The sequence below is a fragment of the Oscillospiraceae bacterium genome (assembly GCA_035380125.1).
Classification (GTDB): Bacteria; Bacillota; Clostridia; order Oscillospirales; family JAKOTC01; genus DAOPZJ01.
Genome location: DAOSWV010000037.1, coordinates 1 through 19,994 on the forward strand (window position 1 = coordinate 1; position 19,994 = coordinate 19,994).

At 53.6% G+C, this 19,994-nt stretch carries 14 protein-coding genes; 4 read left to right on the plus strand and 10 right to left on the minus strand.

The genetic code is table 11. The annotated features are described in order from the left end of the window. The 3 genes from nifJ to PK629_12030 all read right to left on the minus strand — a co-directional run. Window positions 1–3,220: pyruvate:ferredoxin (flavodoxin) oxidoreductase (gene nifJ / locus PK629_12020; GenBank protein ID HOP12203.1), on the minus strand; the 3,220-nt coding region annotated here is incomplete at its 3' end. A 549-nt stretch (window positions 3,221–3,769) separates the two neighbouring features. Beyond that, window positions 3,770–4,471 carry an L-ribulose-5-phosphate 4-epimerase gene (locus PK629_12025; GenBank protein HOP12204.1) on the minus strand — a complete coding sequence of 234 codons (702 nt, stop codon included), beginning with the start codon at window positions 4,469–4,471 and terminating at the stop codon, window positions 3,770–3,772. Next, window positions 4,456–6,084 (minus strand): ribulokinase, encoded by a 1,629-nt coding sequence (locus PK629_12030; protein ID HOP12205.1) that lies wholly within the window; start codon window positions 6,082–6,084, stop codon window positions 4,456–4,458. The genes PK629_12025 and PK629_12030 overlap by 16 nt, the downstream gene beginning before the upstream one ends. Window positions 6,085–6,205: 121 nt before the next feature. On the opposite strand from PK629_12030, the gene PK629_12035 reads away from it, so the two are divergent. Together PK629_12035 and PK629_12040 are read left to right on the plus strand one after the other, a co-directional pair. Next, window positions 6,206–7,633 (plus strand): alpha-L-arabinofuranosidase C-terminal domain-containing protein, encoded by a 1,428-nt coding sequence (locus PK629_12035; GenBank protein ID HOP12206.1) that lies wholly within the window; start codon window positions 6,206–6,208, stop codon window positions 7,631–7,633. Continuing rightward, complete coding sequence (locus PK629_12040) at window positions 7,633–7,875, plus strand: DUF6171 family protein (GenBank protein ID HOP12207.1); 243 nt, start codon at window positions 7,633–7,635, stop codon at window positions 7,873–7,875. Before PK629_12035 ends, PK629_12040 begins: the two co-directional genes overlap by 1 nt. A 243-nt stretch (window positions 7,876–8,118) precedes the next feature. On the opposite strand, the gene PK629_12045 is transcribed toward PK629_12040, so the two are convergent. The 6 genes from PK629_12045 to PK629_12070 form a co-directional block, all read right to left on the minus strand. After that, window positions 8,119–9,459 (minus strand): sulfatase, encoded by a 1,341-nt coding sequence (locus tag PK629_12045; GenBank protein HOP12208.1) that lies wholly within the window; start codon window positions 9,457–9,459, stop codon window positions 8,119–8,121. 127 nt (window positions 9,460–9,586) lie between these two features. Continuing rightward, window positions 9,587–11,689, minus strand: coding sequence for a family 78 glycoside hydrolase catalytic domain (locus tag PK629_12050; protein HOP12209.1), 2,103 nt, complete (start codon window positions 11,687–11,689; stop codon window positions 9,587–9,589). 283 nt (window positions 11,690–11,972) lie between these two features. Next, window positions 11,973–14,369 carry a 3'-5' exonuclease gene (locus tag PK629_12055; GenBank protein HOP12210.1) on the minus strand — a complete coding sequence of 799 codons (2,397 nt, stop codon included), beginning with the start codon at window positions 14,367–14,369 and terminating at the stop codon, window positions 11,973–11,975. 17 nt (window positions 14,370–14,386) lie between these two features. Next, window positions 14,387–15,736, minus strand: coding sequence for a CdaR family protein (locus tag PK629_12060; protein ID HOP12211.1), 1,350 nt, complete (start codon window positions 15,734–15,736; stop codon window positions 14,387–14,389). A 54-nt stretch (window positions 15,737–15,790) separates the two neighbouring features. Further along, complete coding sequence (gene cdaA / locus PK629_12065; protein ID HOP12212.1) at window positions 15,791–16,672, minus strand: diadenylate cyclase CdaA; 882 nt, start codon at window positions 16,670–16,672, stop codon at window positions 15,791–15,793. A 17-nt stretch (window positions 16,673–16,689) separates the two neighbouring features. Further along, window positions 16,690–17,460 carry a sugar phosphate isomerase/epimerase gene (locus PK629_12070; protein ID HOP12213.1) on the minus strand — a complete coding sequence of 257 codons (771 nt, stop codon included), beginning with the start codon at window positions 17,458–17,460 and terminating at the stop codon, window positions 16,690–16,692. Between the two features lie 186 nt (window positions 17,461–17,646). Here PK629_12070 and PK629_12075 point away from each other — a divergent pair, with 186 nt between their 5' ends. Both PK629_12075 and PK629_12080 read left to right on the plus strand, forming a co-directional pair. Next, complete coding sequence (locus tag PK629_12075) at window positions 17,647–17,835, plus strand: spore coat protein (protein HOP12214.1); 189 nt, start codon at window positions 17,647–17,649, stop codon at window positions 17,833–17,835. Window positions 17,836–18,011: 176 nt separating this feature from the next. Then, on the plus strand, window positions 18,012–18,278 hold the full coding sequence (locus PK629_12080; protein HOP12215.1) for a spore coat protein: 267 nt from the start codon (window positions 18,012–18,014) through the stop codon (window positions 18,276–18,278). 195 nt (window positions 18,279–18,473) lie between these two features. Here the strand turns inward: PK629_12080 and PK629_12085 are convergent. Further along, the coding region (locus tag PK629_12085) for an LTA synthase family protein (GenBank protein HOP12216.1) at window positions 18,474–19,994 on the minus strand (1,521 nt) is incomplete at its 5' end.

Here is a 19,994-nt window from a genome sequence, read left to right on the forward strand (position 1 = left end):
CCATCGCGACCTGCGCGGTGTAGACGTAACCATAGCTCATCGCGATGCCGGCGAGGTCCTTCTTCTTGATGGACTTGCCCGCCGCGGCGAACTGCGCGACCTGACCGATCTGAGAGGCCTTAGAGGCCTGACCGCCGGTGTTGGAGTAGACCTCGGTATCGAACACGAGGATGTTGACGTCTTCACCGGAGGCGATCACGTGATCCAGACCGCCGAAGCCGATGTCATAAGCCCAGCCGTCGCCGCCCAAAATCCAGGTCGATTTCTTGACCAGCATATCGGCACTGTCGATGACCTTAGTGGCCAGTTTGCAGGCGTCGCAGGTGCAGACCTTGCCGTTTTTGACCCATTCGGCTTCCCATTCGGTTCCGGTCATATCAACGCCGTCTTTGCAGGCGGCCAGCAATTTGGCGGAAGACGCTTTGGAGGCCTCGCGGTCGTCCATGGTATCGAGCCATTCCTGACCCGCTGTTTTGATCTCGTCGGTGCAGTATTCGGCGGCGATCAGTTCGCGGACCGTATCGGCCAATGTCTTGCGGCGCTGTTTGGCCGCGAGATAGATACCGAAGCCGTATTCGGCGTTGTCTTCGAACAGGGAGTTGCCCCATGCCGGGCCGTAACCCTCTTTATTGACGGTGTACGGAACTGACGGAGAGGAGGATGCCCAGATCATCGAGCAGCCCGTGGCGTTGGCAATATACATCTGGTCGCCGTAGAGCTGGGTGGCGAGTTTGGCGTACGGGGTCTCACCGCAGCCTGCGCAGGCGCCGGAGAATTCGAGCAGCGGCTGCTTAAACTGGCTGCCTTTAACCGTGGTCGGCTTGAATTTCTCGCTGACTTCAGGTTTGGCCGGAAGTTCGAACATATAATCAAAGTTCTTTTGATCCTGCATATGGTTTTCGAGTGATTCCATGACGAGGGCTTTTTCGCCTTTGCGGCCCGGGCAAACCTGTGCGCAGGAACCGCAGCCGGTGCAGTCGCTGACCGACATCGTGACCGAGAATTTATAGCCGGGCATGCCGACCATATCGACGGTCTTGGCGCCTTCGGGGGCTTTTTCGGCCTCTTCGGGGGTCAGTGCGAAGGTGCGGATAACTGCGTGCGGGCAGACATAGGAGCAGAAGCCGCACTGGATGCAGTTTTCGGGTTTCCATGTCGGGACATCGACCGCGATGCAGCGTTTCTCATAGGCGGAGGAACCCACCGGGAAGGTGCCGTCTTCGAGGCCTTTGTATGCGGAGACCGGGATGCTGTCGCCGGCCTGTGCGTTAACGGGTACTTGGAACTCTTTGATCCATTTGACGAGCGCCGGGTTTTTGCCGGTGATTTCGGGATGTGCAAACTTGCCCTTGCAGTTGGCCCAATCGGCCGGAACATCGACTTTAACGACACTGGCAACACCGCGGTCGATCGCGTCGTAGTTCATCTTGACAACCGCTTCGCCTTTTTTGCCGTAGCTCTTGAGGGCGGCTTCTTTCATGAATTTGACCGCGTCGTCGATCGGGATGACATTGGCGAGTTTGAAGAACGCCGCCTGCAAAATCGTGTTGATTCTGCCGCCGAGGCCGATCTCCTTGCCTATGGAGATCCCGTCGATGGTGTAGAATTTGATATTGTTTTTAGCGATATAGGCCTTCATGTCGCCCGGCAGTTTTTCGGACAGCTCGTCCACGTTCCAGCCGCAGTTGAGCAGGAAAGTGCCGCCCGGTTTGACGTCCTGAACGATGTCGTATTTATCGACAAAGCTCGGGTTGTGGCAGGCGACGAACGCCGCTTTATTGATCAGATAGGTGCTCTTGATCTTCTTTTTGCCGAAGCGCAGGTGAGAGATCGTGATGCCGCCGCTCTTTTTGGAATCATAGAAGAAATAGGCCTGTGCGTACATGTCGGTATGGTCGCCGATGATTTTGACTGAATTTTTATTTGCACCGACCGTGCCGTCGGAACCGAGACCCCAGAATTTGCAGGCCGTCGTGCCTTCCGGCGTGGTATCTTCGATGTCGCCGACTTCGAGTGAAGTGTAGGTGACGTCGTCGTTGATGCCCACGGTGAAGTGGTTCTTGCCGCCGGCTTTCATGTTATCATAGACCGCTTTGACCTGTGCCGGGGTGGTGTCCTTGGAGCTCAGACCGTAACGGCCTCCGGTGATCTTGACGCCTTCGAATTCGGTGTCGTGTAGCGCCGCAACGACATTGAGGTAGAGCGGTTCGCCGACGGTGCCGGGTTCCTTGGTGCGGTCGAGGACGGAAATGTGTTTCACCGTCTTGGGCAGCGCCGCAAGGAAATGTTTGACCGAGAAGGGGTTATACAGGCGGACCTTGATCAGGCCCAGCTTGTCGCCTTTGGCGTTGAGGTAATCGATGGTTTCTTCGATGGTGTCACAGACCGAACCCATGGCGATGATGACTTTTTCGGCATCCTTGGCGCCGTGATAGTTGAATAGGGCGTAATCGGTGCCGATGGCCTTGTTCACCTGGTTCATATAATCTTCTGTGATACCGACGATGTCGTCATAGAACGGGTTGCAGGCCTCGCGTGCCTGGAAGAAGGTGTCGGGATTCTGAGCCGTGCCGCGCAGCACCGGATGTTCCGGATTCAATGCGTTGGCGCGGAAGGCCTTAACGGCGTCGAAATCGACCATGCCGGAAAGGGTGTCGTAGTCCCAGATTTCGATCTTCTGCTGTTCGTGGGAGGTGCGGAAGCCGTCGAAGAAATGCAGGAACGGAATGCGTCCCTTGATTGCGGAAAGATGTGCCACCGCGCCCAGATCCATACACTCCTGAACACTGTTGGAGCAAAGCATTGCGAAGCCGGTCTGACGGCAGGCATTGATGTCGGAGTGATCTCCGAAGATGCTCAGTGCGGAAGTGGCAACCGAGCGGGCCGAGACATGCATGACGCCGGGAAGCAGTTCGCCGGCCATCTTGTACATATTCGGGATCATGAGCAGCAGCCCCTGGGAAGCAGTATAAGTCGTGGTCAGCGCGCCGCCCTGCAGCGAACCGTGCATCGCGCCCGAAGCGCCACCCTCCGACTGCATTTCAACGACGTTGACCTGCTGTCCGAAGACGTTTTTTGCACCGTTTGCCGACATCTTGTCGACTTCATCGGCCATCGGGGAAGACGGTGTGATCGGGTAGATCGCCGCAACTTCCGTAAACGCGTATGATACATACGCGGCTGCGGTGTTGCCGTCCATGGTCTTGAGTTTTCTTGCCATTTATTGAACCTCCTTGAATATTGGAATGACGTAAATAAATAGTAAAAGCGGCATCATTGGGAATGCCACCCCATATGATACCACTTTTTTGGGTTTCTGTAAACAATTATCACAAGATTCCCATAAGAAAAACCTGAGTTTTGAATTATTTTTGCGGTTGTCTCGCTGCCTTTGCCCTGAAACAATGAACAATCACATATTTCATCGCGGGAATGTTCTTTATTGCATGAACGGCAAAGCTGTTAATGATTAAATGTGAGGCAAAGAGCCGGAAGTGCGGCATCTCGCCGCTGGGTTTGTGAGTGGGCGGATAATATCCGCCCCTACAGTGAAACACCGAGGTTGGCGGCGCGGCTACGAAGAACCGCTTGAAAGCGGTTTTCTTGAAAGTTCTGTAGGTTCTGCTTCGTGTATTGACAGCGTTTTGCCTTCGGAACGGTCAAGACCGTTCCCTACAGAGAAACACCGAGGTTGGCAGCGCGGCTACGAAGCGATAAAATTCGCAGATTCATAGACGCGTATGAGAGCGGCGTCTCGCCGCCGCGTTTGTCAGCGGACACTGTCCGCTTGGCCGTAATAGGAGTTTTTGCCGTGCTTGCGGTAATAGTGGCGCTGGCGCAGGGCTGCGCCGAGTTGGGGCAGTTCGGGATCGAGTCCGTCGGAATGATAGGCCAAAGCGGCGATCTCTTCGAGCACTTCGGCATTGAAAACCGCTTCGTGGCAATCCTTGCCCCAGCAGAATGGCCCGTGTCCGGCGACCAGACAGGCGGGAATTTCATACGGAGACAGCTCTTCAAAGGTCTCGGCAATCACAAGGCCGGTGTTTTTTTCGTAGCCGATGGCGATCTCGTCGTCCTCGAGGTCGCGGGTGCAGGGGATTTCGCCGTTAAAATAATCGGCGTGGGTCGTGCCGAGCACCGGAATGTTTAAAACGGCCTGCGCCCAGGCGGTGGCCCAATGCGAATGGGTGTGCACCACGCCGCCGATGCCGGGAAAGGCCTTGTATAATTCGGCGTGGGTCGGGGTGTCGGACGAGGGGTTTTTATCCCCTTCCACGATGTTGCAGTCCAAATCGACGACGACCATATCTTTGGCGGTCAGCGCATCGTAAGACACACCCGACGGCTTGATGACGAACAGTTTGCTTTCGGCGTCATAGCCGCTGGCGTTGCCGAATGTGAATTTGACAAGGCCGCTTTTAACCAGATTTAAATTAGCGATGTAAACTTGTTCTTTCAGCTTTTCGAGCATTTCTTGATCTCCTTCAGGCGTTTCATCACGTCGTTTCCGCCCCTGCCGAAATAGTCGTGCAGCATGCGGTATTCATAGAATAATTTCTGATAGGTGCGGGTGTTTTCGGCAATCGGGGTATAGGTTTTGCTCTCGGCGGCCCCCATTTTTTCAATCGCCGCCTCGATGGTCGGATAGGCCTTTCCGGCAACCGCGCCGAAGATGGCGCTTCCGAGTGCCGGACCTTGGCTGGCCGCCGCGACGACCACCGGGATATTCAGCACGTCGGCGTAAATCTGCATCATGAACGGGTCTTTTTGAGAGATGCCGCCGCTGGCGTACATCACGTCGACTTTCAGTCCGTTTTCGCGGAAATTGTCGACGATGATGCGGGTGCCGTAAGCCGTCGCTTCGATCAGCGCGCGGTAAATTTCCTCGGGTTTGGTTTGCAACGTCATGCCGACGATCATACCGGTCAGGTCGACATCGACTAACACCGAGCGGTTGCCGTTCCACCAGTCGAGGGCTACGAGTCCGCTCTCGCCGACCGAGAGGGCTTGGGCTTTTTCGCGTAAGTACTGATGCACGTTGCCGTGCTTTTTGTATTCTTCGGGTAAACAATTTTGAATGAACCAAGAGAAGTGATCGCCGACGCAGCTCTGACCGGCTTCATAGGCGAACAGACCCGGCAGCACGCCGTCCTCGACGACGCCGCAGATGCCCGGGACTTTGATGTCGCGGTCGCTCATGATGATGTGGCAGGTCGAAGTACCCATGATGGCGAGCAATTTGCCGACCCCGTCGATGCCGACGGCGGGCAGGCAGACATGCGCATCGACGTTGCCAACACTGACAGGCGTGCCTTTTTTCAGACCCGTGAGTTTGGCGGCGGCTTCGCTGATGCCACCCGCGCAGGTACCGAGCGGGGAAACCGTCGGGCAGACCTTTTCGACGGTGAAATTTTCGAGTTTGGGGTCGAGAGAAGCGTAAAATCCGCGTGTCGGATAGCCGACTTTTTTATTATAAAGCCATTTATAGCCCGCTGCGCAGGCGTTTTTGGTCTCGTTTCCGGTCAGCACGCGCACAATCCAGTCGCCGGCTTCTTCAAAGCGCGCCATGGCGTCGTAGATCTCCGGTGCCTGCTGGACGATCTCCATGACTTTCGGAACCGCCCATTCGGACGAGATTTTTCCGCCGTAATTGCGCAGCCAGGCCTGATTGGAGGCCAGTTTGTTGAGGGTGTTGGCCTGCGGCTGGGCGGCGTGATGCTTCCAGAGTTTGACGTAGGCGTGGGGGTTTTCCTCAAACTCGGGGTAAAAACACAGCGGGACGCCGTCGGCGTCGACCGGCAACACGGTGCAGGCGGTGAAGTCGGTGCCGACCCCGACGATGTTCTTGGGGTCGATCTCTTTGATGATCTCGGGGATCGTGTGGGTAAGCACGTCAATATAATCCCGAGGGTGCTGCAGCGCGTAATCGGGCGGCAGCGGCGTGCCGCAGGGCAGATAGGTGTCCATGACCCCGTGCGGGTAATCATAGACCGCCGAGGCGACTTCGCTGCCGTCGGCGATATCAACCAAAACCGCTCTTCCGGAGAGCGTCCCGTAATCGATTCCGATCGCGTACTTTTTCATTGAGCAGACCACCCTTTCGCAGATAAAACATGCATCCCTTGCCATTTTTATGATTTTAACATATTGACTTAAAATTCGCAACAGGTATAATAGTGATAACACCGAAAGGAGCGCAAATTTCATGAGAATGACCATTGACTGCACCAATAAAAAAGGCGTTATCGCGCCCGAAATCTACGGCAGTTTTGCCGAACACCTCGGCAGATGTATCTACGAAGGGCTTTATGTCGGCGAAAACTCGGGCATTCCGAATAAAAACGGCATGCGCACCGATGTGGTGAATGCGCTGAAAGAGTTGAAACTGCCGGTGCTGCGCTGGCCGGGCGGCTGCTTTGCCGACGAATACCACTGGCGCGACGGCATCGGGCCGAAAGCCGACCGTCCGCCGATGATCAACACCCACTGGGGCGGCGTCAGCGACGACAACAGCTTCGGTACGCACGAGTTTTTGGAGCTGTGCGATCAGCTCGGCTGTGAGCCGTATATCACCGGTAACGTCGGCAGCGGCACGGTCGAAGAGATGTCGAAATGGATTGAATATATGACCGCCGAGGGTGATTCCGAGATGACCCGCCTGCGCAAGGCAAACGGGCGCAAACAGCCGTGGAAAATCAAGTATTTCGGCGTCGGCAATGAAAACTGGGGCTGCGGCGGCAATATGACCGCCGAGTTTTACGCCCACCAATACCGCCGGTATGCGACTTACTGCCGCAATTATCCGGGCAATAAACTCTATAAAGTGGCCTGCGGGCCGAACGATGCGGATTACGTCTGGACCGAGACGATTATGCCGCTGGTGAAAGACCGTTGTGATGCGATTTCGATGCATTTTTACACCTGGTGCAAATCCAGAGCGCGTGAGGTCTCTTTGGAACAGTATAACGAACTGATGAAACGCGCACGGCTGATCGGGAAATATATCGACGGGCATTTGAATATCATGAGCCGATACGATCCGGAACACAAGGTCAAACTGATCGTGGACGAATGGGGCACTTGGTATCAAAAAGAACTCGGCAGCGTCGAAGGATTTTTATATCAGCAGAGCACGATGTCCGACGTGCTGGTCGCGGCGGTCTCGTTCGACATCTTCAACGCGCACTGCGACCGCATCAGCATGGCCAACATCGCCCAGACCGCGAATGTCTTGCAGTCGGTGGTGTTGACCGAGGGCGAACGGATGGTCAAGACACCGACCTTCTATGCGTTCAAGATGTACACCGGGCATATGGGCGGAACGCTGCTGGGGTCATTCGCCGAAAATGACAATGAAAATATCTCGCATACCGCGTCAATCAATGAAAACGGCGAAGTATTTTTGACGGTCTCCAACGCGTCTTTGGACAAGAGTTACGAGTTCGACGCGGCGGTGGTCGGGCATGAAGCAAAAGAAGTCAAAGCCGAGATCATTACCGCGGATCGGCTGGCATATAACGACTTCGGTCAGTCCGAACAGGTCAATATTCAGCCGTTCGGCGGTGTGAAAGCCGTACACGGCGGATTGAAAATCACGCTGCCGCCGTGCAGCGTTGTGTCGGTGAAGTTCTGATGCCGTGCCGGTGTCTTTTACAGGATGGGGAACCGCTCTTTGAGACGGTCGCCGCCTATCTTGCTTCGTTGCCCGAGGAATTGAAAGCCGACGAGAAGACGGTACAAGCGCGGTTGGCGATCTGTGCGCGGTGCGACTGCCTGTGGGACGGCATCTGCCGAAAATGCGGGTGTTATGTGCAGGCAAGGGCAGCCAAAAAAGATCAACGGTGCCCGCATGAAAAGCAATATTGGCCGGCATGATGCCGGTTTCAAACGCGACCTATAACCTGCCGGCCGTCAACTGCGAAGCGCGCGCTTCAGACCTTGGTGGTTTAATAAAAACAATAGCGGAACGGTTTTAACCGTTCCGCTATTGGCATTATATTTCAATGTAGGGGCGAACTGCGTTCGCCCGTCAAATTTTACAAAAGGCATGTTATTTTTTTGAATTGAAATCAGCGGGCGAACGCAGTTCGCCCCTACAGTTTTCAAATAAAATTAATTTTAATTGGTATAGGGGACTGTGCCGGTCTCGTCGGTGGGATAGCCCCATTTTTTAACGTACGCCTCGCCGGGCAGGAACTCGTCACCCCGGTCTTTGAGCATCTTTTGAAGAAGTTCGTCCAAGTGCGCTTCCGTAGGTGCATATTCCGGCTTCCCGATCAGATTTTCAAACTGATACGGGTCTTTTTCGTTGTCATACAGCAGCCACGGGCCGTTTAAATCCCGGACATAGGTATAGCGTTTTGTGCGGATGCCCCGATATTCCGTGCCGTTTTTTGCGCGGGGCCACTCGCCGAAGGGTTGGATAGATTCGATGACCGCCGCCTCAATGTTCGGTGCTTTGCCGCCTTTTATGTAATCGGCGAAGCTGACGCCCTCGGCGCTCTCCGGAATCGGAATATCGCAGAAGTCCAGAAGGGTCGGCAAAATATCCTGGGTGCAGAACGGCACGTCGACCGTGCGCGCTTGTTCTCCGAGTTGTGCGGGGAAACGGAGCAGGAATGGGACGAGGATGGATTCGTCCCAGGGTTTTTGTTTTCGGGTATATCCGTGAGACCCGAGCATGTCGCCGTGGTCGGAGGTATAAATAAAAATCGTATTCTCTTCGATGCCGGAGGCCTTGACCGCAGACATTAATTTTCCGAGTTGAAAATCCAGCGCCGAGACGTGGGCGTAATAACCCGCGAGGTCTGTTTTCGCCTGTTCTTTTGCCTCTTCCGGCACATTCGGGCGAAGCGGGATGTCTTCGGGGCGGTAGAGGTCGCAAAATTCCTGCGGCGCGCTCTGATAGGGGTTATGCGGCGGACCCCAGGAAAGGAACAGGATAAAGGGTTTTTCGCTTTTGTTTCTGCTTTTCAGGTAGTCGATCGCGCAGTCGGTTTGTGCCGCGGCGTCGTAGCCCTCCCAAATTTTCTTTTCGGGTTCGTCGCCGTAATAATAGGAGTGGTTATAATCGTGGGTGCACTCCAGAACGCGCCAATAGTCAAAGCCCTGCCGCCGTTCGCGCGGAATAAAAGCCGACCGGCCGTGTCCGTCGATATGCCATTTTCCGATATAGGCGGTGTCGTAACCGGCGTCTTTGTATAACTTCGCAAGGGTCACAGCTTCGGGGTTTAGGGAGACGTCATTCATGAAGATCCCGTGGGTCAGCGGGTTTTGACCGGTCAGAAGACCCGCACGGTAGGGACAGCAGACGGGACAGCCCGAGACCGCTGTTGTGAAATTGACGCTTTCGCGGTACAAAATGTCCATGTTTGGGGTCTTGACGGTTTTATTGCCCGAAAAACCCGTCGCCTGGGCGCGGTGCTGGTCGCTGAAGACAAAGATCAGATTCGGTTTCATTTCACGACTCCTTTCGCGATTTATTTCAGATCAACGGAACGGTTAGGAAAATAAACGGAACAGTTAGGACAAATAAACGGAACGGTCCTCGAACCGCGTTCGATACGTTCCCTACAGGATGAAATGTTTATTCGATGACTTCAACACCGTTCGGAACGGTGTAATTGAAACTTAATTCTTCGCCTTTGCGCTTCCAGTGAACGGAGATTTTACCTTTGATCGTATCGAGTTCGCAGTCGCAATGGTCAAGATTCCCGAGTGCCAGCGGCTTGATGCGGACTTTTGAGAATCCGGGTGCGGCGGGTGTGATTCCGGCGACGCTTGAGATCAGCCATGCCATGAACGAAGAATACATCTGGTGATTTTGGGAGTTGCCCGTCTGCCAGGTCTCGCAAAGCGTCGTCGCGCCGCGTTTGAGCCAATCGGTGTAGGATGGATAGCCCTCGGCAAGCAGAATTTTCAGGCCGTATTCCGACAGACCGCATTTATCGAGCGCGGGATAGAGACGCCGCAGGCCGACCATGCCGCAGTGGTGATGGAAATCGTGCTGTTCGACGGTTTCGGCAAGCTGCTTAGCAAGCGGAGCAAGGTCGTCATAGATATCGTAATAAACCAACATGGAAATGGCGGTTTGCTCGTTGATGGTGCAAAGACCGTCTTTGATGTATCTTTTCTTGATTTGGGTGCGCAGGGCGGCGGCTTTTTCGGCAAAATCGGATTTTTCACCGGCCAGTTTTGCGGCCAATGCGGCGACATCATAAAAGCCGACAAGCAAAGCCGAATCGGTGAGTTCGACCGGCGTCGGGGCTTCGTTGAGGTTTTCCCACGGACCCGCCCAGTCGCACAGGCCGTAACCGATCAGGCCGTCGGCGGTGAACTTGGTTTCGTTATAGGCGAGGTATTTGGCAAACGCGGGCAGGCAATCAATCAGGGGTTGTGCGTCGCCGCGAATTTGATAAATGCGATAGGGGATTTCGAACAGAATCGAGGCGGAAGCCGGGCCGCTGCCCCAGTCGTAGCCCCAACCGCTTGTCGGAATGATGCCGGGCAGGTGTCCGTCGGGGCGCTGGGCGTCGAGGATATCTTGCAGCCACTTTTTGAGCAGCTTTTCGGTCGAAAAATCGAGCAGAAACTGCTCGGTTGAGGAAGCCGCATCATTTGTCCAGCCGAGTTTTTCGCGGGTCGGGCAGTCGGTGGGCATATAAAACAGGTTCGACAGGGTCGCGTTTTGGCCGAGTTTGAACAGGGCGTTCAGCGACGGATCGGAACAGGAGAATTTCGAGGCGAATTTGACGTTTTGATGCACAAAAACGGCGGTCAGCTTGGCGTTTTCGGGGGTTTCAAGGCCCGTGACCGTGACGTACCGGAAGCCGTGATAGGCGAACAAGGGGTTATGGGTCGCGGGCTTTCCGGAGCAGATGAATTCGTCGGTCGCGAAAATGCTGTGCGGATAAAATTCGCGCATGCCGTTCATCACAAGGCCGTTTTCGTCGGCCTGTTCGCCGTAGCGGAGGGTGAGTTTGTCGCCGCTTTTTTGATTGGCCGTCACGCGGACATAACCGGACATGTTTTGCCCGAAGTCATATAAAAAGTCGCCGTTTGCAAGTTTTTGAATGCTTTTCGGGGTGAATTCGGCACATTCGCGGATGGGTTCGCAGGTGCATTCGCGCAAAGTTCCGGTCGGCGGGTTTGGGTCAGGCAGGGCAAACTGCCAATCGGCGTCGTTATAATCGAGGGTGTTCCAAGCGGAATCGTCGAGGCGGGCGTCGAAGTGTTCGCCGCTGCGCAAATGATTAAAAATGATCGGAGAGCGGTCGAAAGAATATTTCCACAAAGCGTCGCTTTTTAATATTGTTTCGCCGTCTATTTCGAGTTTAAATGCGAATTTGGGTTTGTCGCGCCAAGGGGCTTTGTCGTAGTCCCAGGGCGTGGAATAGTTTTCGTCGTAAAAACCGTTGCCGAGGATCGCCGCCGCGACGTTTTCGCCGGGTTTGAGAAATTTGGTCACGTCGTAGCGGTTGTACCACAGGGTTTTGGTATAGTTGCTGACCGGCGCGGTGAACAGATCGGTCGTGACACGCTGTCCGTTGAGCCAATAATAACCGTACCCGAGGCCGCAGACGGTCAGGACTGCTTTTTTAAAGGGCTTGCTCGGTAATGAAAATTTGCGCCGGAACAGCGGCGCAATGTCGGATTCTTGGCTCGTTGTGATGAAATCAAAATTGGTCATGAAGATAGATAACGGCTTTCGGGTGAATTTAAATTCAAGATATAAAATTTATAAAAGCGGAACATTACCGCTGCGGCGGCGACCGTTCCCTACAGTTTTATTGATAACGTCATTGCGAGGGGCTTTAGCCCCGCGGCAATCCAGATTTAGTGGGTAAGCGGAAAATTTGTTCTCTGGATTGCTTCGTCGCTTCGCTTCTCGCAAAGACGAGGAATTTTTGGATTGCTTCGTCCAAACGCGAGGCAGAGCCTCGCGCTTTTCCTCGCAAAGACGGGGTTTGGGATTAGGACTTAAGCCGGGCGAAGTTGGCCATGATGCGCTTGGTGCCGGAGGTGTCGAAGGCGATTTCGAGCAGGGTATCGCCACCCATCGGCGAGACCTTTGTGATCATGCCGGGGCCGAAACTCGGGTGTGTCACGCGTTGGCCGACCGTGAATTTCTGTGAAGAACCGGTTGCCGGTCGGGGCGTCGGGGTGGCATAGGGCGCCGGTCGGGAGGTGTTGGGCTGGCCGGGCGCTTGATAAGAACCGGGACGCTGCGGTCTCTTTGAGAAGTTGACATAACCGCCGGAGGGGATATCAATCTGCGGCTTATAGACGGTTTTGAATTCTTCGGGGATATCCTCGGCGAAGCGGGAGAGTTTGTTGCGCGAGGTGCTGCCGTAGAGCAGTCGGGCGGTGCAGTGGGTCAGGACCAGGCGTTTTTTGGCGCGGGTGAAAGCGACGTAAGCCAAGCGGCGTTCTTCCTCGATCTCGGACTGCTCGAACAAGCTCAGATAGCTCGGGAAGACGTTTTCTTCGCAGGCGGCGACGAACACCGTGTCGAACTCCAAACCCTTGGCGCCGTGCACTGTCATCAAAATAACGGCTTCTGCGGACTCGTCGTAGTTATCAAAATCGGTCATCAGGGCGCAGTCCTCCAAAAACCCGTCGAGCGACGGTTCGGCGGCGGACTGCTCGTATTTTTTGATTTCGGACAGCAGCTCGGTGACGTTTTCGATGCGGCCCTGTTCGGTAAAGCCGCCGGCTTCGAGCATCGTCAGATAGCCGCTCTGCTGCAATAATTCGTAATAGACCTCGGAAATCGGCTTGCCGCTCTCGAGCATGCCGCGCAGATCGGCGATCATATTGCCGAAAGCCGTTAAAAGTTTGGCTTTTGCAGAGAGAGCTGCGTACTGGTCTGCGGCGAAGATGACATCCATCATCGAGAGGTTTTGCTCAAGAGCGATCTTTTTGACATTATCTAAGGTGCCGTCGCCGATGCCGCGTTTGGGTTCGTTGACGATACGGCGCAGGCGCAGTTCGTCGGCACTGTTGTTGATGAGCGCCAGATACGCCAGCATGTCCTTGATCTCTTTGCGATCGTAAAAACGCAGGCCGCCGAAGACCCGATAGGGGATGCCGCGTCCGACCAATGCGCGTTCGAGGGAAGTCGAAATGGCATTGACACGGTACAGAATCGCAAAATCGCTGTAAGAAGAGCCGTTTTTCACGGCGCTTTGGATTTCGGAGACGATGAAATTGGCTTCGTCACGTTCATCAGCGCAGCAGCGCTGCAGCACCTTGTCGCCTTTGCCGCCCGACGTCCACAGGGTTTTGCCTTTTCGGCTGGTGTTTTTGGCGATCACGGCGTTGGCGCTGTCGAGGATATTCGCGGTTGAGCGGTAATTTTGTTCGAGACGGATGACCGTGGCGTTCGGAAAATGATGCTCGAACGAGAGGATATTTTCGATGGTCGCGCCGCGGAATTTATAGATGCTCTGATCGTCGTCGCCGACCACGCAGAGGTTGCCGTGTTTTTGCGCGAGCAGTGAGACGAGTTTGTACTGCACCATATTGGTGTCCTGATACTCGTCGACGAAAATATATTGGAATTTGTTTTGGTAGTGTTCGAGAATGTCGGGGTTTTCTTCAAAGAGTTTGACGGTATGCAGCAGAATATCGTCGAAATCCAAAGCGTTGTTATCCCGCAGGCGTTTTTGGTATTCGACGTAGATTTTATAAACGATTTGTTTGTAATAGTCGTTTCCGGCGGATTCGGCGTAATCGTCGGGTAGAATAAAATCATTTTTAGCCGCGCTGATGGTGTTTTTGACCGTTTTGGGCGCGAAATTGCGGTCGTCGACGGCGAGGTCGCCGATGATCTGTTTGACCATGCGGGTACTGTCGTCGCTGTCGTAAATGGTGAAATTACCCGCCATGCCGATGCGCTCGATGTCGCGGCGCAGAAAACGAACGCAGGCCGAATGGAAGGTCGAGGCCAGGATTGAGTCGGCCTGCGCGCCGACCGAACGCTCCAGACGGTCGCGCAGTTCCTGTGCCGCTTTATTGGTGAAAGTGATGGCCAGAATCGACCAGGGCGGCGGGGCATCGACTGAAACAATACGGGCAAAGCGTTCATCATCGACCGAGGCCACGCCGTTCTTGGCGCAGTGTTCCAAAAAAGCAAAATCGTTTTCCGTAAGATTTTCGGGGATTTTTTCGCTGTAAAATGCGTTGCCGAATTTGAGTAAGTAAGCGATGCGGTTAATCAGCACCGTCGTCTTTCCGCTGCCTGCGCCGGCAAGAATGAGCAGCGGCCCTTTGACACAAAAGACCGCTTCCCGCTGCTGCGGGTTGAGTGATGCAAACCGGGTTTGCAGCGCCTCCCGCTTATATTCGTTGAATCTGCTGATATCCAAAATAAAACCGTTCCTTTTTAGCTCTTTGGCATGATGTTGACCAAAACCGTATAACTGCCGACTGTCCAGATGGTCGTGCCATCGGTGGAGATGATTTTAGCCGGAAGCGAGATCTGGCCCGCGGTGATGCTGTTGGGATCGAGTGTGACGACCGCCCGGAGATTGTCGCTCGAGACGTCGCTGATATCGCTTGAGGAGGCATAAACCGTGACGTTTTCCAATACCGTCGTGGCAAAAGTCACCGAATATCCGCTCAGATCTATATCGCCGATATTGCTGAAGCCGATTTGGCTGACCGAGAAAGTCTTGGATTTGACCTTGGAATAGTCGATATCGACGGTGACAAATCCGACATTATTGACGTCAAGGATGTTTTGGATTTCCGGCAGAGTGATCCTTTCTTCCTGACTATCGGTGATGGTTGAAACATCAATACTGCCGACAGGGAGTTCGGTCATGGCGTCGACGATATTCTCCGGACCGGCGATTTCGATGGTGGAAGGCGTGACGCTGAGGTATTTAGACCAGCCGTCGGGTGCGTTCAGAAGCGTTATAGAGATGTTTACCATCTTACGCTTTAAAATCGGAACCGAAATTTCGGCGGTGTCGGTTGAGAGTTCAATGCTCGAATCTGTGATTTCCTGATCGTCGGCGTCAAGTAAAATGATATCGCTGTTGGTGATAAAACCGTTGGTCAGATCGGACTGCTTTTTGCTGTATTTGACAACCGCCTGTGAGATTTGGGACACATAGGTGCTGGGTGCTTCGATGGTGACCGTTGCCGGACTGACCGTGACCGTGCCGAGTACATATCCGGACGCGACGCTGATATCGCCCTCTTTTTCGGGGAGTATTGTGAGCTCAAAAGAGGTGAATGTGTCGAATTTGGCGTTGACAGGCTCGGTGGATTTGAGCGCGACTTCCGCGTCAATGCCGCTGTCTTGAAATCCGGGGCGTAAATTCATCTGATAATTGCCCGGCGTCGTGACGTCGGTGGTGATCGCCGTGACCTTGATGTCGCTGGAATTGAGCGAACTGATGACATAACGCGGGCCGGTGACCGTGACATCAACGACATCGATATCGCTGTCGACCACTTTGAGTCCGTAGGTCTGAAATAAACTGCCGGTGGCGTCGAATTCGATCGGGACATTTTTGATGGTCTTCGTCTCCTGCACCGCTGCGCCTGTGGAGACCATGGCCCAGATGAAAACGGCGGCAACCACGGATAAAATCTGAAGAATTCGCTTGTTGGAGAGAATGGAAGCCAGCGTCACCGGCTCGCCGTTTTTGCGGGTCAGCGGAAAAAGGGGCTTTTTATTTTTCGGATTGGGAGTGCGGCGTTTGCGCTCAGAGGGTTTATTCATGCGCAAGGCCTCCCTTCATGCAAGGACGGGAGTTGTTCGGTCTGTATCTGTTCTTCATACTTCCTTCCTCCCTCCGAAATATTGTTTGAACGGATTTTCCTTTGCCTTGGCCACGGGTGTTTCGAGTGCCGAAACCAGGCGGGTTTTGAGCTCGTCGGCAGAGAGGCCGCGCAACATTTGCCCGTCTTCGACCATTGAGATTTTCCCCGTCTCTTCCGAGACCACGATGATGACGGCGTCGGAAACTTCGCTCAAACCCAGCGCTGCGCGGTGACGGGTGCCGAGTTCCCGGCTGATTTCGAAATTCTGGGAAAGCGGTAAAAAGCAGCCTGCGGCACAGATACGGTCTTTTTTGATGATCATCGCGCCGTCGTGCAGCGGTGTATTCGGAAAGAAGATGGTACCGATCATCTCAACCGTGACTGTCGAATCGACCAGTGTTCCGGTGGCGATGACCTCACCGAGTTTGGTCTTGCGTTCAAACACGATCAAGGCGCCCGTTTTGGATAACGACAGTTCCGTAACCGCACGGCAGACCTGATCGACGGCATGACCGATTTTGGCGTTTTCGATTTCGACCAGATTAACTCGGTCAAAAATGTGCAGGGTGTTGCCGACCTTGCTTCGGCCGATCTGTTCAAGCGCGCGCCGGATCTCGGGTTGGAACAGGATGACCACCGCCAAAATACCGACCTGAAGCAGCGAACTCATGATGAAACTGAGCGCCACCATGTTCAGCCAGCTGGCAACGGCATAGAGAATTAATACGATCGAGATGCCCTTTAAAAGCTGCTCGGCCCGGGTTTGCACCGCGAGCTGAAGCACTTTGTAAATCAGATAGGCGACAATCGCAATGTCGATGATGTCAATGATTAAGTGGGGGGACGAAAAACGCCCGCCGATTGTATTGAAGAATTCAGCAATCGTATCCCACATAACGTACCTTTCCGGGGTTAATTGAGCAGCCCCGATTTTTTTATGTAATCGTAAGAGACCGTGAGTGCGTCAAACGGATCGCCTTTGCAGATATCCTGTTCGACCATATACCACGGGATGCCCGCCTGTTTGGCTGCACCGATGATGTCGGCAAAGTCGAGGTTGCCGTTTCCGAGTTCGGCCATCTCGCTCTTGTTTTCGAAAGCGGCGGCCATGTCCTTGAGGTGAAGTGCGGCGATGCGGCTGCCGTTTTGGCGAATAAAGGAGGCGGGATTGATGCCCGCTGCCTGCAGCCAATAGATGTCGGCCGTCAGTTTGAACCATGCGGCGTCGGAATTTTGCAGCATGATATCCATCAGCGTGGATTCCCCGCTCTTGACGAAATCAAACGCGTGGTTGTGATAGGCGAATGTAAAGCCGTTTTTCGCGAGTTCCTTTCCGATCGGCGCAAAGTCGCTGATGAATTGTTTTACGCCGTCGGCACCGGTTTTGTATTCCTGCGGCATGGCGCCGAGTCCGACGATATTGCAGCCGAAGGTCTCGTGGTCAGCCATGACCTGCGCAAGATTTTCACGCAGCTTTTGGGGCGGCGTGTGGGACAGGGCGATGACGAGACCGGTTTTTTGCGCGATTTCGGCAAGGTGTTTGGCTTCGATTTCGCCGATAGCCGAGATCTGAACGCTTTTATACCCGATCGCGGCCACCCTTTCAAAAGTTTTTTCGATGTCCGCCGGGGTTTTTGTAAAGTCCCTGACGGTATACAGCTGAGCGCCGAATCCGGTGATCATTTGCATACCTCCAAAAAAAGAAAAATAAACAGCATCAAATCTGCCGAATTCATTATAAATACTTTTTTACGCTTTTGCAAGCATAGCGCGGATTTTTTGAAAAAAATTGCGCACAATTTTCTTATGCGAAGCGATTTGGGTTCAAATAACCCGAATCGCCTGCAAAATTCAACAAGGGGATATGAAATGACAACATCTCTGACAACGAAGGAGCTTTCGGCGCTGGACGAACAGCTGGGCAGTGAGCAGCTGATGGTGAAACGCTGCCGTGCGGCGGCATCCGCCTGTACCGATCCGTCCATCAAGCAGCACTTTACCACTATGGCCGACAGGCATCAAAAACACTATGACACCCTGGTAAAATTTCTGGGATAACACGAATCTCGAATAAACAGAAGATAGAATCTACTGTTTATTTCCGCCTGAGGCGGAGATAAAAACGCTTTGCGTTTTTACGAGATTCGTGTTGTACGGTTTTCCCCGGCGGCGGAGCCGTCGTTACCTGTCGCTTTGCGACAGAATTGAAAACGGTAAAAGAAAGGAAGGTTGTAATGCCCAACACACAAACCCAGACCCTGACCGATCAGGATTATCTTACGGAATTTTTGGATACCCAAAAACAACTGACCGCAAATTATAATTATTATGCGGGTGAATGCGTGAATACCGAACTGCGTTCAAGCATGCTGACGCTGCTGGACGAGGAACATGATATCCAGTCGGATATCTTCAACCAGATGCACGCGCGCGGCTGGTATCAGGTCAAAAGCGCTGATCCCAACGAACTTTCCACGGTGAAAACGAAGTTCCCTTCCTAAAAGGAGCGGAGATAAAATTCAACCCTCAAAACCGGATATTACGGTTTTGAGGGTTGGTTTTTTAACAGGGAAAACAGAAATCGGGTTTGCGGATAAAAGGTCAGAACGGCCTTATGATGTATTGATCCGAGTTTTCGTAACGCGAGCTATGAGGCTATAAGATCTGCAGATTTTATGACGCGCTTGAATGTGGCATCATGCCACCGGCGGGACCGGGTCAACCGCCGAGCTCTTATCGGCACCGAAGATTACGCGGTAATAGTCATAATCGAGAATTCTGGCCGAATAAGTGAATTTTCGGGAGACGATCTTGGACATGGTGCTGATATAGTCCTCATCCACCGTCACGCCCGGACTGGCAGTGAAAGTCTCGGTCTTGGCATTATAAGCGCCTTCGTCGGTCATCCAGCTGTAATTGGAGAAGACCACGAGTCCCGGCGCGTCGGAGAAGATGTCATACCCCATTAGCAGGCGGGAGTCGTATTCCAGACCGAATAGATTGGAAATGGTCGGAATGATGTCCATGCTGCAGCAGAGCTTATCCACCGTGACCGGTTCCTGACCCTGGCAATAAAGCAGGAAAACACCCTTGTAAATTTCAAAATTGTGGTCGATGGTCTTTCCGGCGAGTTCGTCGAACTGTTCGTCGGTCAGGCCGTAGGGGTAATGGTCGGGACTGATGGCGATGACTGTGTCTTCGGCGATGCCGGCCTCGTTGAGCCGTTGCAGCAGATATTCCATCGCAAGGTCGAGTTCGATATTGCAGGCGTGATAAGCCTTGACCTGCAGCGAAACCGAGTCGCCATAATAGGCTTCGACTTCGGCCTTGTGTTTGGTGGCCATATAATTGTCGTAATAGGTATAGTCCATATGGCCGCTGACGGTCATGTAGAACACGTGAAACGGCTGTTGGTTGATGTACTCGTCAATGCTTTTTTCCATCATCTCCAGATCGGACTCCGGCCAGGTGCGTTTGACGTCCAGACCATTGCCCAGGCCTTTGTAGATATAACCCATATTGGGCAGTGACAAATTGCGTTTATAGTAGGTATAGGTGTTGTTGTGATAGGCGTAGGCGCAATAACCTTCTTGGCGGAACTGATAAGCCATGCTGAAAGCCATGAAGTTGTCTGAGGAGCGGTAATAGCTCCAAACGCCCGATTTCGGGACCAGACCGACGTTGGCGACGTATTCGCCGTCCGAGGTGCTGACCGTCCACAGCGGGGTATAGAAGTTGGTGAACTGGAAGCCCTCCTGCTGCATTTTATACAGCGTCGGGGTCAGCACGGGGTCGATGGCGTAGGGTGAGAACGACTCCGCCGTGATCAAAATCAAATTTTTGCCTTCGAATATACCGGTATAATCGTTGGTCTTGGTCGGCGTCAGCGAGGAGAAATACTGATGCATTTTGAGCAGGGTCTCGTCGGTTTCGTTGGCGATCAGCGAATCCCAGTCGATATCCATAACCTGATCTTCGTATTCGGTCGGAGTGGGATCGGCGGTCTCGGAGGACGAGATAGAAGAGGTGTCGATGGGGTCATCATCCGGGATCTGCGCCTCAAAACCGAAGATCGTATGCTTGAGATCGAGACGGGTTGTGGTAAAGAGTCCGAACCGGTTGACTGTTAAATCCGGATTGAAGGAGTCGAAATACATGAATTTGCTGGACATGGCGCTTGAATTCGAGGCTAAAATGATGAGAACGGTGAGGCCGTA

Bases quoted from the DNA above. Each gene is read 5' to 3' on its own strand.
- PK629_12025 (HOP12204.1), bottom strand. From the start codon at position 4,471: ATGCTCGAAAAGCTGAAAGAACAAGTTTACATCGCTAATTTAAATCTG.
- PK629_12030 (HOP12205.1), bottom strand. From the start codon at position 6,084: ATGAAAAAGTACGCGATCGGAATCGATTACGGGACGCTCTCCGGAAGA.
- PK629_12035 (HOP12206.1), top strand. From the start codon at position 6,206: ATGAGAATGACCATTGACTGCACCAATAAAAAAGGCGTTATCGCGCCC.
- PK629_12040 (HOP12207.1), top strand. From the start codon at position 7,633: ATGCCGTGCCGGTGTCTTTTACAGGATGGGGAACCGCTCTTTGAGACG.
- PK629_12045 (HOP12208.1), bottom strand. From the start codon at position 9,459: ATGAAACCGAATCTGATCTTTGTCTTCAGCGACCAGCACCGCGCCCAG.
- PK629_12050 (HOP12209.1), bottom strand. From the start codon at position 11,689: ATGACCAATTTTGATTTCATCACAACGAGCCAAGAATCCGACATTGCG.
- PK629_12060 (HOP12211.1), bottom strand. From the start codon at position 15,736: ATGAATAAACCCTCTGAGCGCAAACGCCGCACTCCCAATCCGAAAAAT.
- cdaA (HOP12212.1), bottom strand. From the start codon at position 16,672: ATGTGGGATACGATTGCTGAATTCTTCAATACAATCGGCGGGCGTTTT.
- PK629_12070 (HOP12213.1), bottom strand. From the start codon at position 17,460: ATGATCACCGGATTCGGCGCTCAGCTGTATACCGTCAGGGACTTTACA.
- PK629_12075 (HOP12214.1), top strand. From the start codon at position 17,647: ATGACAACATCTCTGACAACGAAGGAGCTTTCGGCGCTGGACGAACAG.
- PK629_12080 (HOP12215.1), top strand. From the start codon at position 18,012: ATGCCCAACACACAAACCCAGACCCTGACCGATCAGGATTATCTTACG.